22 protein-coding genes are annotated in these 17,873 nt (G+C 29.3%); 9 read left to right on the plus strand and 13 right to left on the minus strand.

The features are described 5' to 3' along the window. Positions 1-83: 83 nt before the first annotated feature. The 5 genes from hisS (at position 84) to PG912_RS04010 (ending at position 3,446) form a co-directional block, all read left to right on the plus strand. Positions 84-1,448, plus strand: a complete 1,365-nt coding sequence (hisS, locus tag PG912_RS03990; protein WP_275688558.1) for a histidine--tRNA ligase — start codon at positions 84-86, stop codon at positions 1,446-1,448. A gap of 68 nt (positions 1,449-1,516) precedes the next feature. Next, positions 1,517-2,185: a GTP cyclohydrolase I FolE gene (folE, locus tag PG912_RS03995; RefSeq protein WP_260585054.1), complete on the plus strand. Its 669-nt coding sequence runs from the start codon at positions 1,517-1,519 to the stop codon at positions 2,183-2,185. Positions 2,186-2,545: 360 nt separating this feature from the next. After that, on the plus strand, positions 2,546-2,737 hold the full coding sequence (locus tag PG912_RS04000) for a cold-shock protein (RefSeq protein ID WP_260585055.1): 192 nt from the start codon (positions 2,546-2,548) through the stop codon (positions 2,735-2,737). A 228-nt stretch (positions 2,738-2,965) separates the two neighbouring features. Further along, positions 2,966-3,157, plus strand: a complete 192-nt coding sequence (locus PG912_RS04005; RefSeq protein ID WP_218771141.1) for a cold-shock protein — start codon at positions 2,966-2,968, stop codon at positions 3,155-3,157. Positions 3,158-3,245: 88 nt separating this feature from the next. Continuing rightward, the gene (locus PG912_RS04010; RefSeq protein WP_275688559.1) at positions 3,246-3,446 is read left to right on the plus strand and encodes a YwbE family protein; all 201 of its coding nucleotides are present in this window, start codon (positions 3,246-3,248) and stop codon (positions 3,444-3,446) included. Between the two features lie 5 nt (positions 3,447-3,451). Here PG912_RS04010 and PG912_RS04015 read toward each other — a convergent pair whose 3' ends face one another. The 5 genes from PG912_RS04015 to mtaB are packed head-to-tail and all read right to left on the minus strand — an operon-like array spanning position 3,452 to position 7,354. Then, positions 3,452-3,664 carry a hypothetical protein gene (locus tag PG912_RS04015; RefSeq protein WP_275688560.1) on the minus strand — a complete coding sequence of 71 codons (213 nt, stop codon included), beginning with the start codon at positions 3,662-3,664 and terminating at the stop codon, positions 3,452-3,454. After that, positions 3,664-4,566, minus strand: coding sequence for a lytic transglycosylase domain-containing protein (locus PG912_RS04020; RefSeq protein ID WP_260585058.1), 903 nt, complete (start codon positions 4,564-4,566; stop codon positions 3,664-3,666). Before PG912_RS04020 ends, PG912_RS04015 begins: the two co-directional genes overlap by 1 nt. Then, positions 4,559-5,239 carry an alpha/beta fold hydrolase gene (locus tag PG912_RS04025; RefSeq protein WP_275688561.1) on the minus strand — a complete coding sequence of 227 codons (681 nt, stop codon included), beginning with the start codon at positions 5,237-5,239 and terminating at the stop codon, positions 4,559-4,561. The genes PG912_RS04020 and PG912_RS04025 overlap by 8 nt, the downstream gene beginning before the upstream one ends. After that, positions 5,239-5,982, minus strand: coding sequence for a DUF6438 domain-containing protein (locus tag PG912_RS04030; RefSeq protein ID WP_275688562.1), 744 nt, complete (start codon positions 5,980-5,982; stop codon positions 5,239-5,241). Before PG912_RS04030 ends, PG912_RS04025 begins: the two co-directional genes overlap by 1 nt. A gap of 37 nt (positions 5,983-6,019) precedes the next feature. Beyond that, on the minus strand, positions 6,020-7,354 hold the full coding sequence (gene mtaB / locus PG912_RS04035; RefSeq protein ID WP_275688563.1) for a tRNA (N(6)-L-threonylcarbamoyladenosine(37)-C(2))-methylthiotransferase MtaB: 1,335 nt from the start codon (positions 7,352-7,354) through the stop codon (positions 6,020-6,022). 127 nt (positions 7,355-7,481) lie between these two features. Here mtaB and PG912_RS04040 point away from each other — a divergent pair, with 127 nt between their 5' ends. The 4 genes from PG912_RS04040 to PG912_RS04055 are packed head-to-tail and all read left to right on the plus strand — an operon-like array spanning position 7,482 to position 10,407. Then, entirely contained in the window at positions 7,482-7,979 is a 498-nt protein-coding gene (locus tag PG912_RS04040) for a GNAT family N-acetyltransferase (RefSeq protein ID WP_275688564.1), read from the plus strand. Further along, positions 7,976-8,293, plus strand: coding sequence for an antibiotic biosynthesis monooxygenase family protein (locus PG912_RS04045; RefSeq protein ID WP_275688565.1), 318 nt, complete (start codon positions 7,976-7,978; stop codon positions 8,291-8,293). The genes PG912_RS04040 and PG912_RS04045 overlap by 4 nt, the downstream gene beginning before the upstream one ends. Positions 8,294-8,303: 10 nt before the next feature. Beyond that, on the plus strand, positions 8,304-8,816 hold the full coding sequence (locus tag PG912_RS04050; protein ID WP_275688566.1) for a DUF4442 domain-containing protein: 513 nt from the start codon (positions 8,304-8,306) through the stop codon (positions 8,814-8,816). After that, a complete protein-coding gene (locus PG912_RS04055) occupies positions 8,773-10,407 on the plus strand; it encodes an ABC transporter substrate-binding protein (protein ID WP_275688567.1) in 1,635 nt (544 codons plus the stop codon). The genes PG912_RS04050 and PG912_RS04055 overlap by 44 nt, the downstream gene beginning before the upstream one ends. Positions 10,408-10,412: 5 nt before the next feature. Here PG912_RS04055 and PG912_RS04060 read toward each other — a convergent pair whose 3' ends face one another. From PG912_RS04060 to PG912_RS04090, 8 genes are read right to left on the minus strand one after another with little or no spacing between them, the layout of a single operon-like run. Then, positions 10,413-11,426 carry an endonuclease/exonuclease/phosphatase family protein gene (locus PG912_RS04060; protein WP_275688568.1) on the minus strand — a complete coding sequence of 338 codons (1,014 nt, stop codon included), beginning with the start codon at positions 11,424-11,426 and terminating at the stop codon, positions 10,413-10,415. Positions 11,427-11,430: 4 nt separating this feature from the next. Continuing rightward, positions 11,431-11,520, minus strand: coding sequence for a DUF6576 domain-containing protein (locus tag PG912_RS13645; RefSeq protein ID WP_333780699.1), 90 nt, complete (start codon positions 11,518-11,520; stop codon positions 11,431-11,433). Beyond that, a complete protein-coding gene (locus tag PG912_RS04065; protein WP_275688569.1) occupies positions 11,517-12,287 on the minus strand; it encodes a rhomboid family intramembrane serine protease in 771 nt (256 codons plus the stop codon). Before PG912_RS04065 ends, PG912_RS13645 begins: the two co-directional genes overlap by 4 nt. Before the next feature lie 4 nt (positions 12,288-12,291). Further along, positions 12,292-13,515 (minus strand): tetratricopeptide repeat protein, encoded by a 1,224-nt coding sequence (locus PG912_RS04070; RefSeq protein WP_275688570.1) that lies wholly within the window; start codon positions 13,513-13,515, stop codon positions 12,292-12,294. A 3-nt stretch (positions 13,516-13,518) separates the two neighbouring features. Continuing rightward, the gene (locus tag PG912_RS04075; RefSeq protein WP_275688571.1) at positions 13,519-14,826 is read right to left on the minus strand and encodes an AAA family ATPase; all 1,308 of its coding nucleotides are present in this window, start codon (positions 14,824-14,826) and stop codon (positions 13,519-13,521) included. Between the two features lie 6 nt (positions 14,827-14,832). Next, a complete protein-coding gene (locus tag PG912_RS04080) occupies positions 14,833-15,555 on the minus strand; it encodes a rhomboid family intramembrane serine protease (RefSeq protein ID WP_275688572.1) in 723 nt (240 codons plus the stop codon). A gap of 7 nt (positions 15,556-15,562) precedes the next feature. Then, positions 15,563-17,419 (minus strand): DNA mismatch repair endonuclease MutL, encoded by a 1,857-nt coding sequence (mutL, locus tag PG912_RS04085; RefSeq protein ID WP_275688573.1) that lies wholly within the window; start codon positions 17,417-17,419, stop codon positions 15,563-15,565. Further along, a complete protein-coding gene (locus PG912_RS04090; RefSeq protein WP_260585072.1) occupies positions 17,419-17,703 on the minus strand; it encodes a riboflavin synthase subunit beta in 285 nt (94 codons plus the stop codon). Before PG912_RS04090 ends, mutL begins: the two co-directional genes overlap by 1 nt. Positions 17,704-17,873 lie beyond the last annotated feature (170 nt).

Consider the following 17,873-nt stretch of genomic DNA (forward strand, 5'->3'; position numbering starts at 1 on the left):
AGCATACAAACATTTAAAAAATAAGTATTTTAAGTTTTGAGAAAAACCTCATAATTTATAATTCATAATTCATAATTATTTACATGAAACCATCAATCCCAAAAGGAACTAGAGATTTTTCATCAAACGAAGTAGCAAAAAGAAATTATATTTTTAATATAATAAAACATTCGTTTGAAAATTTCGGATTTCAACCTATTGAAACACCAAGTTTCGAAAACTCATCAACTTTAATGGGAAAGTATGGGGAAGAAGGAGATCGTTTAATTTTTAAGATTTTAAATTCTGGGGATTATTTAAAGAAAGTTGATGATACTTTATTGACTGAAAAAAATAGTCAGAAAATAATATCAAAAATTTCAGAAAAAGCATTGCGTTACGACTTAACAGTGCCATTTGCACGTTATGTGGTACAACACCAAAACGATATTACGTTTCCTTTTAAAAGATATCAAATTCAACCTGTTTGGAGAGCTGATCGCCCGCAGAAAGGACGTTTTAGAGAATTTTATCAATGTGATGCCGATGTAGTAGGAAGTAAATCCTTATTGCAAGAAGTAGAGTTTGTACAGTTATATGATACTGTTTTTAGTAAGTTAGGTCTACAGGGTACGACTATCAAAATAAATAACAGAAAAATTTTATCAGGAATCGCTGAGGTAATCGGAGCTTCAGATAAATTAATCGATTTTACAGTAGCTTTAGATAAATTAGATAAAATTGGTAAAGAAGGTGTTGTAAAAGAAATGCTTGAAAAAGGAATTTCGGAAGATGCTATTGAAAAAGTAGCTCCGTTATTTAATTTTTCTGGAACAAATAAAGATAAACTAGCTTCTTTGCAAAATATGTTGCAAACTTCGGATGAAGGTTTACAAGGTGTAGCAGATTTACGAACTGTGGTAAGTATGATTGAAGAAATTAGCTTATCATCAGCATCGTTAGAGTTAGATGTAACTTTGGCTCGTGGACTAAATTATTATACAGGTGCCATTTATGAAGTTGCTGCACCAGAGGGTGTAAAAATGGGGTCTATTGGTGGTGGAGGTCGTTATGACGATTTAACAGGAATCTTCGGATTAAAAGATGTAAGTGGCGTAGGTATTTCTTTCGGATTAGACAGAATTTACTTAGTGATGGAAGAGCTTGGTTTATTTGAAGAAGTTGAATTGCCTAAACCAAGAGTATTGTTCTTAAATTTTGATGAAACTGAGAATTTATCAAAGGTAAAAGCAATTAAAAACTTAAGAGAAAATAACATAAAATCTGAGTTGTATCCTGATACTGCAACGAGCAACAAACAGGAAAAGAAGCAATGGAAATACGTTAGCAATAGAGGCATACAATTTGTGGTAACTACTATTGAAAACAATATGTTTGTTTTAAAAGATATGATAAACGGAGAGCAAACTACTTGTTCTTTAGATGAATTGATAAGTAAAGTACAGTAAGTTAACAACTAATTTGTAAATTTGCGCCCTAATAATTGAAAGAAATGTTTGAAGTTAAGAGCAACAAAATGAATGACGAGAGAATAGACGAGATAGGAGAAAACCACATAAGCACATCAGCAGAATCGCCAATACGCTCAGATGCTTTTGATATCTCGGATCAAGAAAAAATTAAAAGAATTGAAGAAAGTGTTAAAGATATTTTAATCACTTTAGGAATGGATTTAACAGACGATAGTATGCAAGGAACACCAAAGCGTGTTGCAAAGTCTTTTGTAAATGAAATTTTTATGGGATTAAACCCTGCAAATATGCCAAAGGCATCTACGTTTGACAATAATTACAATTATGGTGAAATGTTAGTGGAAAAAAATATCGTAGTATATTCTACTTGTGAGCATCATTTATTACCAATAATTGGTCGCGCACATGTTGCTTATATTTCTGATGGAAAAGTGATTGGCCTTTCTAAAATGAACCGTATTGTAGAATATTTTTCTAAACGACCGCAAGTACAAGAGCGTTTAACAATGCAAATAGTGCAAGCAATGCAAGAAGCATTAGGAACACAAGATGTAGCTTGTATTATTGATGCAAAACATTTATGTGTAAATTCAAGAGGTATAAAAGATATTGAAAGCAGTACTGTTACCGCTGAATTTGGAGGTAAGTTTAAAGAGAAAGATAGAAAACGAGAGTTTTTAGATTACGTAAAAATGGATACAAAATTTGATTAATATCAAATATTTAAATATAAAAAGTCGATTAGCTAAAGGTAAATCGACTTTTTTTTGCGTTAGTTTTATTTTTTAGTGGTATTTCTAACTCATTTATGAGGTGTATTTTAGTAAAGGTTATTACTTAGGATAAAACAATGTGAGCAGATTATATAGAGGATTTTACATTTTAGTAACTTGTAAGTCAGTAAGTAAGGTTTTTTTTCTGTATTTGTGTAAAATATAGGGGCAAAAAAGAGTAATTAAGAAATGTTTATTAAAATAAAATGTAAATTTATGTTGTTTCTAATATTTTGGCATTACATTTGCAATTCAATAAACGTTGTTAGCACTTAAGCAAGCAACAAATAATTTTTTATTATGAATAAAGGTACCGTAAAATTCTTCAACGAATCAAAAGGATTTGGATTTATCACAGAAGAAGGAAGCAACAAAGAACATTTTGTACATGTTTCAGGATTAATCGACGAAATTCGTGAGAATGACGAAGTTGAATTCGAATTACAAGAAGGAAAAAAAGGATTAAACGCTGTTGACGTAAGAGTATTATAATATATATTATTACCAGAGTAAACTTTTTAAAAAAAGCCTATCAACTATTGATAAGCTTTTTTGTTTTTACTTGTTAAATAACCTTAGCGAAAGAGTATACATGTGAATAAATTTACAGCTAATTTTAATAAAATCAATTATTTATGTTGATTTTATAATTTTTGGCATTACATTTGCAATTCAATAAACGTTGTTAGCACTTAAGCAAGCAACAAATAATTTTTTATTATGAATAAAGGTACCGTAAAATTCTTCAACGAATCAAAAGGATTTGGATTTATCACAGAAGAAGGAAACAACAAAGAACATTTTGTACATGTTTCAGGATTAATCGATGAAATTCGTGAAAACGATGAGGTTGAGTTTGACTTACAAGATGGAAAAAAAGGATTAAACGCTGTAAACGTAAGAGTATTATAATATATATTATTACCAGAGTAAACTTTTTAAAGACAAGCCTATCAATTATTTGATAGGCTTTCTTATTTTTTTATATAAAATATTTTAAATGAAAGACGGTAGAAATAGAAACCATATTCGTGTTGGTTGTGAGGTTGAGGTTATTCAAAAAAATCATCAAAGATCAGGTGAATTAACTTCGGGTATTGTAAGTAGAATATTAACAAATTCAGCTAATCATCCTCATGGAATTAAGGTGCAATTAGATTCTAGAATTGTAGGAAGAGTAAAAAATATAAAAGAAGATTAGATGAACTAATCTTCTTTTATATTTTTTAATTTTTTTATTCCGTCAACTAAAAACCAACCTGCAAACAATACCCTAACTAATAAAAATAGGTATTTGCTTTCGGTTCTAAAGCTTAAAAGTACTCTGTAACTTTCTTTATCTTGAAAAAACTGAGAGAAAGTTGCTGTTAGAATAAATAATCCAATGATTATATATAGGTAAGGCAATACTTTTTTCATTAATGAACAGGTATTTTTATGGTGTATGTTTTTCTGCTTTTATTATTAAGTTTAGTTTCTCGTAACCAAGGATTCACTAATTTTAAATCCTTATAAGTAATTCCGCAGTTCTTTGCAAAATCTGCAATATTTGTTATGGTGGTATCTACTTTAACTTCGTAGGTGTCTGGATAGGTATATAAATCTTCTTGATCGTAAGAAAAACCGTATTTTTTAGGGTTTGATAAAACTTCTTTTAAAGCTAAAATCCTAAAAATATATCTACCTGTTTCAGTGTTTAAGAGTAAATCATAATAGTCATCAACTTGTTGTTGTCTTAAACGTTGAGAGATTCTACCATTCCCCGCATTATATGCAGCAGCAGCTAAAGTCCAAGAACCTAGTTTTTTTTTAGCTCTTTTTAAATATTCGGCAGCAACTCGTGTCGACTTTTCTAAATTATAACGTTCATCTACGTTTTTATTAACTTCTAACCCATATTCACGACCCGTAGCAGGCATAAAGTGCCAATATCCAGCAGCACCTTTAGTAGAAGGGATGTTAATTAAAGCACTTTCTGCAACGCATAAGTATTTAAAATCATCAGGTAAGCCATATTCTGCTAATAATGGTTCTATAATAGGGAAAAATTTATTGGCGCGTTTTATCAGTAATAATCCGTTAGATTGCCAGTAAGTATTTACCAATAATTCACGATCCATACGTTCTTTTATATCAGCTTTTTCTAAAGGAACTCGCTCGCCTGCTAATTCCATATGACTAGGCGTTTTTACGGCTCTAATTTCATAACTTTCAGCAACATTTTTTATTTCGGGTTCGTTCGTTTGACTAATTGTATTTGTAAATAGTACAGCTACAAAAACAATAGTTAGTAGCGATAAAAATCGGATATATTTATTCATTTTCTTTCTGTTTAATTTTTGAACATTCTTTCTCTAAAATATTAGAAATAGTTTTGGCTTTATTTAAAACCATTATGTGTGTACCATTTTCTATTTCAATGCTGTTTTTAATGTGTTTAAAAGGAAAAACTTCATCTTTTTTTCCATGTATATGTATAATATTGGCCAATGGTTTATCTTGTTGCCAATGTAGTACATTATATATTGCCCATTGCAAATATTTAGGATCTCTAACAGAAAGATACATTTTGTATAATTCTGCTCTTTTCTTTAAATAATCATTAAAAAAATAATGTTCATATTTTTCGATATTTGCAATAATTTTTGAAGGGAAAATTTTATAAATCTTAGTTATTTGAGCTAATTTTAATCGTTTAGGAAGCTCTTCATTACTTTTTACACTAGATATAATAATTACCTTTTTACAAGTGATAATTTTACTCATTTCTTGTACAAGTATGCCTCCGAAAGAAACACCAATTAATATGGGGTTTTCATGTTGAATTGCATTACACATTCTCTGTGCATACTCTTGTATACTTTCATTTATTGATGTTGGGATTAACCATTCTAAAAAATAAAGTTCGAAGTATTCTTCAGGCAATGAAAGGTACTCAAATATTTTAGAACTAGCGGCTAAACCAGGCATAAAATAAATAGGCGTTTTTGCCATTATTCAAAGAGTTTTTTATCAAGTAAAAGACCTTCAATATATTCATGTATATCAATTAATTCATCCGGAATTTCATTCCATAAACGAATTTTAACTTGTTTTCCGTTACTTACAATATACGTACTTGCTAAATCAGTTATACGCGGGTCATCGTATGTGTCTTTAAACTCGTTAAAATCTTTTTTAGCAAGCATTTTAGTAAGTTGTTCTAACTGGTTACTGGTAAGTGTAAACTCACGAGTTCCTTTTTCAAGTACGTATTTAATTCCGTTGTAGGTAACATTACCATTTTTATCAATAGTAACATTATAAACAACGCAATCTCCAAAACAAGGTGTTTTTCGAATGCTTATTAGTGTGTTTTCTTCTTTGTTAATTAATTCACTCAATGTTTCTTTTGTATTGATATCAACCAATCTAAAAGCATTTGTTTTTTGTAATTTATCTAACCAAAAAGTTCTTTTTCCTTCGGGAACGGCAATTATTCCAATCTTTGAAGAGTTCTTGTTATATGCCATTTTACGAAACGTTAAACCGCTATTTTTAAGCAATGATTTAGCATCTTCTATTTTCTTAGGATTTTTAAAAACTACAATTAATTCGTTTTCAGCTATTTTAGGTTTTTCGATTGCTTTTTCAACTACTATTTCTTTTTCGATAGGTTTAACCTCCTTTTTTTGTTCCTTTTTAGGAGCGTTACAGGCTAAGATTAAAGCGAAAAACAATACTAGTAGGTATTTCATAATTTTATTTTAAGGTAGTTGAAAAACTATTCACAATTTAAGCAATAACTTCGTTTTTTACAAAGTTAAAACGAACTAAACCGTCCTCGTCAATTTCGGTTAAGTTAACAGTATGAAGTGTGTTAACTAATTCTGGGTTCCAAGGTGTTTTTACTTTTACATAATTCTGAGTAAATCCGTGAATATAACCTTCTTTATTTTCACTTTCAAAAAGTACCGTTAACGTATTTCCTATTTGAGTTTCATAAAAAGCTCTACGTTTTTTAACAGATAAACCACGTAACATTTTACTACGTTTTACACGTACATTTTTGGCAACTACACCATCCATATCAACAGCTTCTGTATTAGGTCTTTCAGAATAGGTAAATACATGTAAATACGAAATATCCATTTCGTTTAAATAGTTGTAGGTTTCTAAAAATAATTCATCTGTTTCACCAGGAAAACCAACAATAACGTCTACACCAATACAAGCATTTGGCATTACTTCTTTTATTCTAGTAACTCTATTTGTATAGGTTTGCGTTAAATAACGACGCTTCATCTTTTTTAACAATTCATCAGAACCAGATTGCAACGGAATGTGGAAATGCGGAACAAAAGTGTCAGATTTAGAAACAAAATCGATCGTTTCATCTTTTAATAAATTAGGTTCGATAGACGATATTCGCAAACGGTGGATTCCATCAACTTTATCTAATTCTTTAACCAATTCTAAGAAAGTATGTTCATGTTTTTTGTTACCAAACTCACCTTTACCGTAATCACCAATATTAACTCCTGTTAAAACGATTTCTTTAATTCCCTTTTCTGATATTTCTTTGGCATTTTTTAAAACGTTCTCTAAAGTATCAGATCTAGAAATTCCTCTTGCCAACGGAATTGTACAATACGTACATTTATAATCACAACCATCTTGTACTTTTAAGAAAGCACGGGTACGATCGCCAATAGAATAGGCACCAACATAAGAATCGGCTTCTTCAATTTCGCAAGAATGTACTTCGCCAATATCGTTTTTAGTTAAATCGTTGATGTAACTAGTAACATTAAATTTTTCGGTAGCACCTAAAACTAAATCTACACCATTAACATTGGCTAATTCTTCTGGTTTTAATTGCGCATAGCAACCTACACCAATTATAAAAGCATCTTCATTTTGTTTTAAAGCTGATTTTACAATCGATTTAAAACGTTTATCAGCATTGTCAGTAACCGAACATGTGTTAATTACATATATAGCTGCTTTTTCATCAAACTCAACACGTTCAAAACCTTCAGAAACAAAATTTCTAGCAATAGTTGAAGTTTCAGAAAAATTTAATTTACATCCTAAAGTGTAAAAAGCTACTTTTTTATCTACGTTCATTCTTTTAATATCCTTAATAAAAAACAAAAGCCTTGTGTAAGTCTTTAATTTTTTAGAAGTTCGTATGGTGTATTTTTATAAATCTGTTTTAAACAGTATTTATCAACTGCAAAATTACAATTTATTCATGATTTTTGAAACCGAAAGATTACGCATTAGAAAACTTCTTTTAACTGACTTAAAACCTTTTTTTAAGTTAGAAAGCAATCCTATTGTTTTACAATACGCTACAGGTGAAATTAAAACAATTATTGCGTGTGAAATAGAGCTTAAAGAATTGATGGATAAGTATGATAAGTTAAAAAACGATTTTTGGATTTATGCTATCGAACGAAAATACGACAACAAATTTATAGGAACCGTTGCTTTGGTGAAAGACAATATAGATGATGAAATAGGGTATCGGTTTATTGAAGAATATTGGGGTAAAGGATATGCAACTGAAATTTGCAAAGGACTAATTTCTTATTGTAAATTTGTAGGAATGAAAAAAATTGTAGGCTATGTAGTTGATGAAAATATCGCTTCAGCTAAAATATTAAAGCGATTTAATTTTACAGAAGTAAAGAAATTTATTAGTGATGATATCGGCTTACCAGAAACTAAATACGAATTAATATTATGATTGAAGATTCATTAACACCACCATATTACGCGGTTGTATTTACAACTGTATTGTCTGAAAACCAAGAAGGGTACGAAGACATGAACAAAAGAATGGTAGAATTAGCAAAACAACAAGAAGGTTATTTAGGAGTTGAATCAGCTCGTTCGGAAGTTGGAATTACGGTTTCCTATTGGCGAAGTTTAGCATCAATTACACAATGGAAAAATAATTTATTACACATAGAAGCTCGAGAAAAAGGAAGAGAAAAATGGTATACAAAATACCAACTCCGAATTTGTAAAGTAGAGCGAGAATATGGATTTGAAAAATAATAACAATTAAATGTACGCAACAATATCTAAGGTTTTAAGTACTTTTTTAAAACAAAGCACTATTTTTAAATACGGATTTAATATTTCGCCAATGTATCGAAGATCTACAGGTAAGATTATAGAAGTATCTGATGATTTATTTAATGTGAAAGTTAAAATTCCTATTAGTTATAAAAACAAAAATTACGTAGGTTCTATATTTGGAGGAAGTTTATTTTCAGCCACCGATCCTGTTTTTATGATTCAGTTAATGAATATTTTAGGAAACGATTATGTAGTTTGGGATAAAAGCGCCAATATTAAATTTAAAAGACCTGCAAAATCAAATTCGTTTGCTGATTTTATATTTACTGAAGATGAAATTCAGCAAATAAAAGAACGACTAAAAGATAAGCAAGAAATAGATTTGCAAAAAGAAATTAAAATTACAAATAAAAACGCTTCAATTATATATGCTGAAGTTTCTAAAATCATATACATTGCAGATAAATCATATTATAAAAATAAAAGAAAAAACAAGTAAATTTCTTATTTTAATAGTCCTTTTTATAAGTTTTTATTCTTGTACTAAAGAAGCCAGTTCTTTTTCAGAAACTCAGGTTTTTCGTTATAACGAACACTCTAATATTACCTCTCTTGATCCTGTATTCGCAAAAGATCAACGTAATATTTGGGCGGTAAATCAACTGTTTAATGGTTTGGTTCAGTTAGATGATAGTTTGCATGTACAACCCGACATTGCTAAAAACTGGGCGATTTCTGAAGACGGAAAAACATATAAGTTTACTTTAAGAAATGATGTAGAATTTCATAAACATTCGCTATTCGGAAAAGATTCAACAAGAAACGTAACAGCTCATGACTTTGAATATTCATTTAATAGATTATTACATAAAAATGTAGCCTCTCCAGGAGGTTGGGTTTTGCAGAATGTAGCAGATTTTAAAGCAGAAAACGATTCGCTTTTTACCATCAATTTAAAACAGCCTTTTCCGCCTTTTTTAGGGTTATTGGCAATGAAATACTGTTCGGTAGTTCCGAAAGAAGCTATAACTTATTTTGGTAATTCTTTTAGAGCAAATCCAATAGGTACAGGTCCTTTTAAATTTAAATTATGGGTAGAAAATACAAAATTAGTATTACGTAAAAATCCGTTGTTTTATGAAAAAGATATAGCAGGAAATTCGTTACCATATTTAGAAGCTGTCGCAATTACTTTTTTACCTGATAAGCAGAGTGAATTTTTGCAATTTATACAAGGAAACCTCGATTTTATGAAAAGTTTAGATGCTTCTTATAAAGATGATATTTTAAATACAAACGGAACTTTAAAAGAGAAATATGTTGGTAAAATTAAGATGGAAACCGGTGCATATTTGAATACTGAGTATTTAGGGATTTATTTAGATGGAGAAAATGAACATCCAACGAAATCAAAATTAATAAGACAAGCTATAAATTACGGATTTGATCGTGTAAAAATGATTAAATTCTTACGAAACGGAATAGGAACACCTGCTACAAGTGGATTTATACCAAAAGGATTACCGTCATTTAATAATCAAAAAGGATATTCTTATCAGCCAGAAAAAGCGGCTGCTTTGGTTTCGGAATATATAAAGGTAACAGGAAATGAAAATCCAGAAATTACAATTACTACGAATGGTAATTATTTAGATTTATGTGAGTTTATTCAGCGTGAATTGCAAAATATTGGATTACAAACTAAAGTAGATGTAATTCCGCCCTCAACTTTACGACAAGGAAAATCGAGTGGAAAGCTACCTGTTTTTAGAGCAAGTTGGATTGCTGATTATCCTGATGCAGAAAATTATGTCTCGTTATTTTATAGTAAAAATTTTACACCAAACGGACCAAATTATACACATTTTAAGAATGAAAAATTTGACGAGCTATACGAGAACTCAATAAAGGAAGTCGACGTTAAAAAGCGTTATGAATTATATCAGCAAATGGATAGTATTATTATAGAGGAAGCTCCGATTGTTCCGTTATATTACGATGAAGTAATTCGTTTTAGTCAAAAAAACATTCAAGGATTGGGAATAAATCCTATTGATTTACTGAATTTGAAGCGTGTTAAAAAGAACTAATTTAATTACCAGTGTAAGCGTGTCATAATAGGGTAGTGGTCTGATAATTTAATGTCACTATATGTTTTGTATTGATTTATAGTGGCTTTATTATCCGTGAAAATAAAATCGATACGCATTGGATACATATATCTAAAAGATTTACCTAAGCCAGTACCAGCCTTTAAAAACGCATCTTTTTTGTTTTTTGATAGTTTTTGATATACCCAAGAATAAGCTGTATTATTAAAATCGCCACACACGATTTTTTTCCCTTTCCAAGAATATTCATGTTGTAAAATAAGTTCTGCTTGAGCTACTTGTTTTTCAAAACCATTTGCGAGACGTTTAAATAAACGCTCAGAGTCTTTTTGCCCGAAATTTACTTCCTCCGGATTTATTTTTAAAGATTCTAAATGCACATTGTATACACGTATAGTATCCTTGTTTTTTACAATATCAGCAAAAATAGTATTGTTAGCGCTTTTTTTGAAATTTAAAGAACCAGAGTTTACAATTGGATATTTTGAGTAAATGGCAAGTCCGAATTTATTGGCTTTCGATTTCGTTTTAATGTATTTATACGGGAGTTTTATGTCTAATAATTCTGACCTATAAAATTCTTGCATTGTAATAACATCAGGATTCTCGTTGTTAATAAATTCATATATTTTTTGTTCGGTAGTAACGTCATCCAAATGCTTGTAATGATTAAATAAACGAACATTATAACTCATTACTTTTAAGTCGTTATTTAGTATAATTTCTTTTCCTGAAAACTTTATGAGCGGAGGTGAAATAAACCAGCCTATCACTAATATAACTAGAGATAAAAAAGCATTTTTGTGTGCTTTAAGTAACCAATACACAAAAAAAGTGATATTTAAAATAAATAAAAGAGGTACAAACAAACTAAAAACCGCAAGCGCAGGAATTGTTTTAGGAGATATAAAAGGCAACACATAAGAAAGTAACAAAACAGTTGCGAAAACTGAATTGATAAAGAATAACAACTTATATACAAGTGATTGTTTTTTCATTTAATTATTTACCTTCTTTGAATAAAAAATCTTTTTCACTTTTGGTTAAAGTGTCATAGCCCGATTTACTTATTTTATCTAAAATAAGATCTATTTCTTTTTGGTTTTCTGATTTTTTAAAAGTGTTTTTTGACTTTTTTTATTTGATTTATAAACTGTTTTTAAAGGTTTTTCTTTCTTTTTAAAGAATTTTTTTAAAGGTTTTAAAATCTCTAATTCTTTATTGCTTGCTCTTACAACATATAAAAAACCAAATAAAGCACCACCGATGTGCGCAAGATGGCCGCCAGCATTACCAGCAGGAATTTGTATAACATCAATAGCGATCCAAATGCAAGCTAATACCCATAATTTCACAAAACCAATTAAAGGAAACTTTAATTCGTAATTAGGAATATAGGTTGCAATACCAATAAAAATTGCCGAAATACCTGCGGATGCTCCTAAAAGCACACTGTTGTCTGCTATTCGTTGCAATGCAGGAAAAAAATTATAACTCGCAATAAAAATAATCCCACCAAAAAGTGTTCCTAAAAGATAAAAATTTAGCAGTTGTTTTGAGGTAAAATATTGTTTAAAAAGGTGACCAATATAAAATAAAGCAATTAAGTTTAAAAGGATATGAAGAAAACTAGTGTGTAAAAATCCGTAGGTAATAATTGTCCACGGTTTAGATAAAAAATCATCAAAATTGGCAGGCAAAGAAAACCATTCAACCAATAAATTATTATTAGATTGAAATAAAAAACCAAAGGTATTGGTAATAAAAACTAATAAAAAAACAGCAAGGTTTACGTAGATAAGTTGTTCTACAATACCTGCATTTTTAAAACGATATTTTAAGTTTTCTAATATGTTCATTAATTTATGATTTTATGAAGCTCTGTAACCAAGTATAAATAGCAAACATTATTATTGGTATAAAAAAAGGAATATTTAAAACAAATATAAAATTAAATAAACCTAGGGCAAAAATAAGAACACCATATAAAAAACCAATATTTTTTATAAGATTAAGATTTTTTTGTAAAGAATGGGTAATTGGAATAATCGAGCAAAGTAAAGCAATAGTTAAAAATTGTAAATAGTAGTTTAAATCAAATATATAGTAAAGAGCAGTTGATGTAATAATGCATAAAGATAAGAAAATAAAGGCTATAGCAGTATTTTTTTCTTCTTTACTTAACAAGTGTTTACTATAAGTATTTGTAATAAGTATAGCGCTAGATATAGGTGTAATAATCCAAGAACCTAAAACAAATGTAAAATATAGTAGTGCTAATATAGGAATCATAAAAGAATAACCTAATTGTTGACTTAGAGAGTCTGAAAATCTATACAATAAATAAAGACCAATAATAAAACCCCATTGATATTTTGAACTTTTATTTTGTATCCAAAAAGAGTATTTTAAAAAATATCGGTAAATAATGTTTTTTGCTTTTATAGATTCTATCATACCTTCTTTAGCATACTCATCATTAGGATCATTTTGTAATGCTTCTTTAAAATGTACGTTAGCTTTTTTATGATCACCTAGTTCTAAATTTGTCCATCCAGCATTAGCATGTGTAAAATAATCATTAGGGTTATCTTCTAGGGTATTTTGTAAAGTTTCGAAAGCTTCTTCTTTTCTATTTAATTTAGTAAGCGCTTTTGTTCTAGTATTTAAAGATAATGAGTTTTTTGGGTCAATCTTTAAACCTTCATTTGCAGTTTCTAAAGCTTTTTCAAATTGTTTTTTTGCTATTTGTATTTGAGCTTTATAACCGAAGTAGTTTGCTTCATGTGAATCTAAAGAAATAGCTTCAATTATATGTTTATAAGCACTATCTATATTTTCAATTGAAAAATAATAAATTGATAGTAAATAATGTATTTCATCTCTATCAGGATGATTTTCAAGAAGAGATTTGGTTATTTTGCCTAAAGATTCTATTTCATCTAATTGATAGAAACATAAAGCTAAATAATATTTTGAATAATAATCATTTGGTTCTTCTAGTAAAAATTCTTTAAATGATTTTATAGCATCAGCATATCTATTAATATTATAAAATTGTAACCCTCTGTTATAATGGTTATTCATATTTTATTTTTTTATATTTAAATATGAAAGAATATTATCATACAATCCTGATTCATTAGAATATAAAGCATAATTTTTTGCAGAGTTAAACCACTCTTTAGTGCTAGGTTTATGTTTCTTTATTGCTCTACTTAAACTACTCATCGTTATCGGTTCTAATTTGCCTGTTTTGAATGATTCTTGTAATTTATCTTCTATAGAAATATCTATTGCTGCTTGAATATCAGCTCCTGAAAAATCATTAGATGCTTTTGAAAGTTTATTAAAATTAATACCCTCTTTAGGTTTTTTTTCTAGTAATAGTTCAAAAATTTCTTTTCTAGCATTTTCATCAGGAGGAGACACAAAAATAATTCTGTCAAACCTACCAGGACGTCTAAAAGCTGGGTCAAGATGCCAAGGGGTGTTAGTTGCTGCTAAAACTAGAATTCCATCATTGTTTGAACTCAAGCCATCAAGTTCCGCAAGAAACTGATTTATAACAGTTCTATTTCCACCTTTATTAACATCATTTCTATTTGCTCCAAGAGCATCAATTTCATCAATAAATATTACACAGGGTGTGTTTTGTCTAGCTTTTTCAAAAATTTCATGAAGATTACGTTCGCTACTCCCTATCCACATGTCTAAAATGTCATTAATACCAATATTGATAAAGTTTGCATTGATTTCTCCTGCAGTAGCTCTAGCTATATGTGTTTTTCCACATCCAGGAGGTCCATATAATAAAATACCACCACCAATCTTTTTACCATAAGCTTTATATAATTCAGGATGCTTAAGAGGTTGAATTATTTTTAGAGAAATTTCATTTTTAACTTCTTCCATTCCTCCAATATCACTAAAATTAATTGTAGGTCTATCTAATGAATCAATAGCATCTTCATCAGTTTCCTCAGAAAAAGGAATATGATTTTCACGTAATTGGCTATCTATTTCTTCGTTGCTGTATTTTGAATTTATTTCTAAAATATGCTTGTAAACCTCTTGCGCTTCAGTGAATTCACTTAACTTTATTAATACTTTACATTGTAATTCTAAAAGAGCTATATTATTAGGTGTTTCTGGTAATATGTCTTCAATAATAACTAATGCAGTGTCATTTTTCTCTAAAGAATAATATATACTAGCTAAATTTTCTTTTGCTTTAATATTTTTATTGTCAATTCTTAGTACTTCTAAATATTGCTCTTCAGCACTTTTCAAATCGAAAATGGCTTCGTAACATTTACCTAAACGTAATTTTAAAGGTAAATTTTGTGGTGATAAATTTAGAGCTTCTTTTAAATCTTTAATTAATTCGTTATACATAACAATTTATTTGTTTTTTTTCCAATACCAAGCAATAATAAAACCAATAGCTGCACCCGCAACATGTGCAAATCTAGCAACGTTATCTCCAGGCAAACTAAATGTTCCTATAAAAAAGTCAGAAACTACTAAGGATATAATTAACATACTCAGAGGAATTGGAAAAGGAATAGGGAAAACTAAAATTTTGGCTTTAGGGAAAAATGTTGCAGAAGCGGCAAAGATACCAAATACAGCTCCAGAAGCTCCAAGGCTTACTTTATGGTAAATATTTACAATTTTATTAAATTGTTCCTGTGTAATAGCGCCAGTTATTCTTTGGTCATTTGTGCTTCTTGAATCCAGAATGTTAATTATTTCTAGTTTATTTAATCCCGCATTATTAAAAATGGAATAGATTTCATTAAATTGATAGTAATCAATAAGTGTATAAATTAAGCTAGCACCAATACCAGCAGATAAATATAGAAATAGAAAACGCTTAGCTCCTAAAAATTGCTCTAAAGCACTACCAAACATCCATAAACCTAACATATTAAATAATAAATGCCCCCAACTACCATGCATGAACATACTTGTTATGCATTGCCAAATACCAAAAGTATCATTTAAAGGAAAATGTAAATTAGTAATGTTAGTTAAATCCATATTAAGAAACATTGGAAAAACAAACATTATAAAATTTATTATTATTATATGCTTTATAGTATCAGTTAGTTTAGGTATCATTTTTATCTTATTTATTAAAAATGGTGTCAATTTCGTTTAAAGTCAATGTTTTAAACGTTGGTTTACCAAATGGTGATGTGTTTGGTTCTTTACAAGAAAATAAATCGTCTACTAAATTTTCTTGTTCTTTAATAGCTAACACAGTTCCTGTTTTTATAGCTAGTGATTTTGCAAAAGATTTTGCCATTACATCAAAATGACTAAAACTAGTATCAGGTACTTCTAATTTAATGTCGTCTAATAATTGTTCTAAAATCAAGGTAATTTGGCTTTCACTGATTGATGTAGGTATTCCGCCAATAACGACACTTTCTTTAGTGAATTCATCAAACATAAAACCAGCACTTTCTAAATCCGATTTTATCGTATATATCATTTCAATATCCGCTTTAGAAAAAGAAATATTTACAGGAAATAACAATTGTTGACTACTAGCTTCTTTTACGGTTATATTCTCTAAAAACTCTTCGTATAAAATACGTTGATGCGCTAATGATTGATTGATTAATACAACCCCTGATTTAATAGAACTTAATAAATATTTTTTTTGAATTTGAAAAGTTTTACCCGTTTCAGTTTCTTGATGACTTTCAAAAAGTTGTTCTTGTTTTACGTTGTCTAACGGTGCTGTATTGGTATATAAAGCTTCCCAATTACTGGTGTCTTTTTTGAAGTTAGATTGATAACTTACCGATTTTGAACCCTGTGAATCGTTTGAGTTATTTGATTTTGATTCGTAGCTGGTTTCTGTTTTAAACGGATTAAATGTAGGGTCTACACTAATCGGAGGGACAGAAGATGATGTGTTTTTTTTGCTGTAATCATAAGGGGTATCAAGCGTGGCATCTCTATTAAAATCTAGTATAGGGGCAACATTGTATTGCCCTAAACTATGTTTTACGGTAGCACGTAAAATAGCATATAGAGCTTTTTCATTATCAAACTTAATTTCCGTTTTTGTTGGATGTATGTTTATATCAATACTATTCGGCGGCACTTCTAAATATAAAAAATAAGAAGGATGCGAACCATGTTCTAGTAAGCCTTCGAAAGCGTTTGAAACGGCATGATTTAAGTAAGAACTTTTTATAAATCGGTTATTCACAAAAAAGTATTGTTCACCTCGTTTCTTTTTAGCAAATTCAGGCTTTGCTGTAAAACCATTGATGGTAATAATATCGGTTTGCTCAGAAATAGGAACTAATTTTTCGTTCATCTTTGCGCCGAAAATAGCTACAATTCGTTTACGTAAATTACTTTTTTTTAAATGATAAACTTCTGTATTGTTATGGTGTAATAAAAATGAAATATTAGGATGTGCTAATGCAACTCTTTGAAATTCATCTACAATATGACGTGTTTCAATCGTATCTGATTTTAAAAAATTTCTTCTAGCAGGGATGTTGTAAAACAAGTTTTTAACCGCAATACTTGTTCCTTTAGAAGTTGAAACAGCTTCTTGAGAAACAATTTTACTTCCTTCTATTTTTATTTGAGAACCTAGTTCTTCCTCTTCTTGTTTAGTCTTTAACTCAACATGTGCAATGGCAGCGATAGAAGCTAAGGCTTCGCCACGAAAACCTTTGGTGTTTAAGTTAAATAAATCTTGGGCATCTTTAATTTTAGAAGTCGCATGACGCTCGAAACTTAGGCGAGCATCGGTAGCACTCATTCCTTTACCGTCATCAATTACTTGAATTAAAGTTTTACCAGCATCTTTTATTAACAGTTTTATAGAACTAGCACCTGCGTCAATCGAATTTTCTACCAATTCTTTAACTACAGAAGCAGGTCGTTGTACTACTTCACCTGCAGCAATTTGATTCGCCACATGATCAGGAAGTAATTGTATAATATCTGACATTAGTTGTTTTTAGATAAAAATATAGAAAGATCAAAGTCGATAAAAAATAAAAATAATAACAGTAAAATAGCAATTATAATTAAGATTGTTGGGTTGAATCCGCCATTTTCAGAACTTTTAAATTCATTAATTGCAGCAGTAAATTTTCCTTTTAAATTTTTTGATTTACCAACAGTTGTACGGTATTTATCAAATTTATGTTTTACTTGATACGGATTTCCTTCGCCTTTGTAATAAGTAGGCTTGTAATCGAACTTTTTATTTTCTCTTTTAATAAATCCCATAGAATGCGGTTGTTTTGAATACTGTAGTGTAACAAAAATCACACCAAATTAAGACGAAATTCAAAGTTACTGAATTATGAATAATTGGTCAAAAATTATGACTAAATTAAAGTTAAAAAAAGAACCAAAATGATAAACATCTTGGTTCTTTATATTTTAATTGTATTTTT

This window comes from Tenacibaculum retecalamus (assembly GCF_027941755.1).
Taxonomy (GTDB): Bacteria; Bacteroidota; Bacteroidia; order Flavobacteriales; family Flavobacteriaceae; genus Polaribacter; species Polaribacter haliotis_B.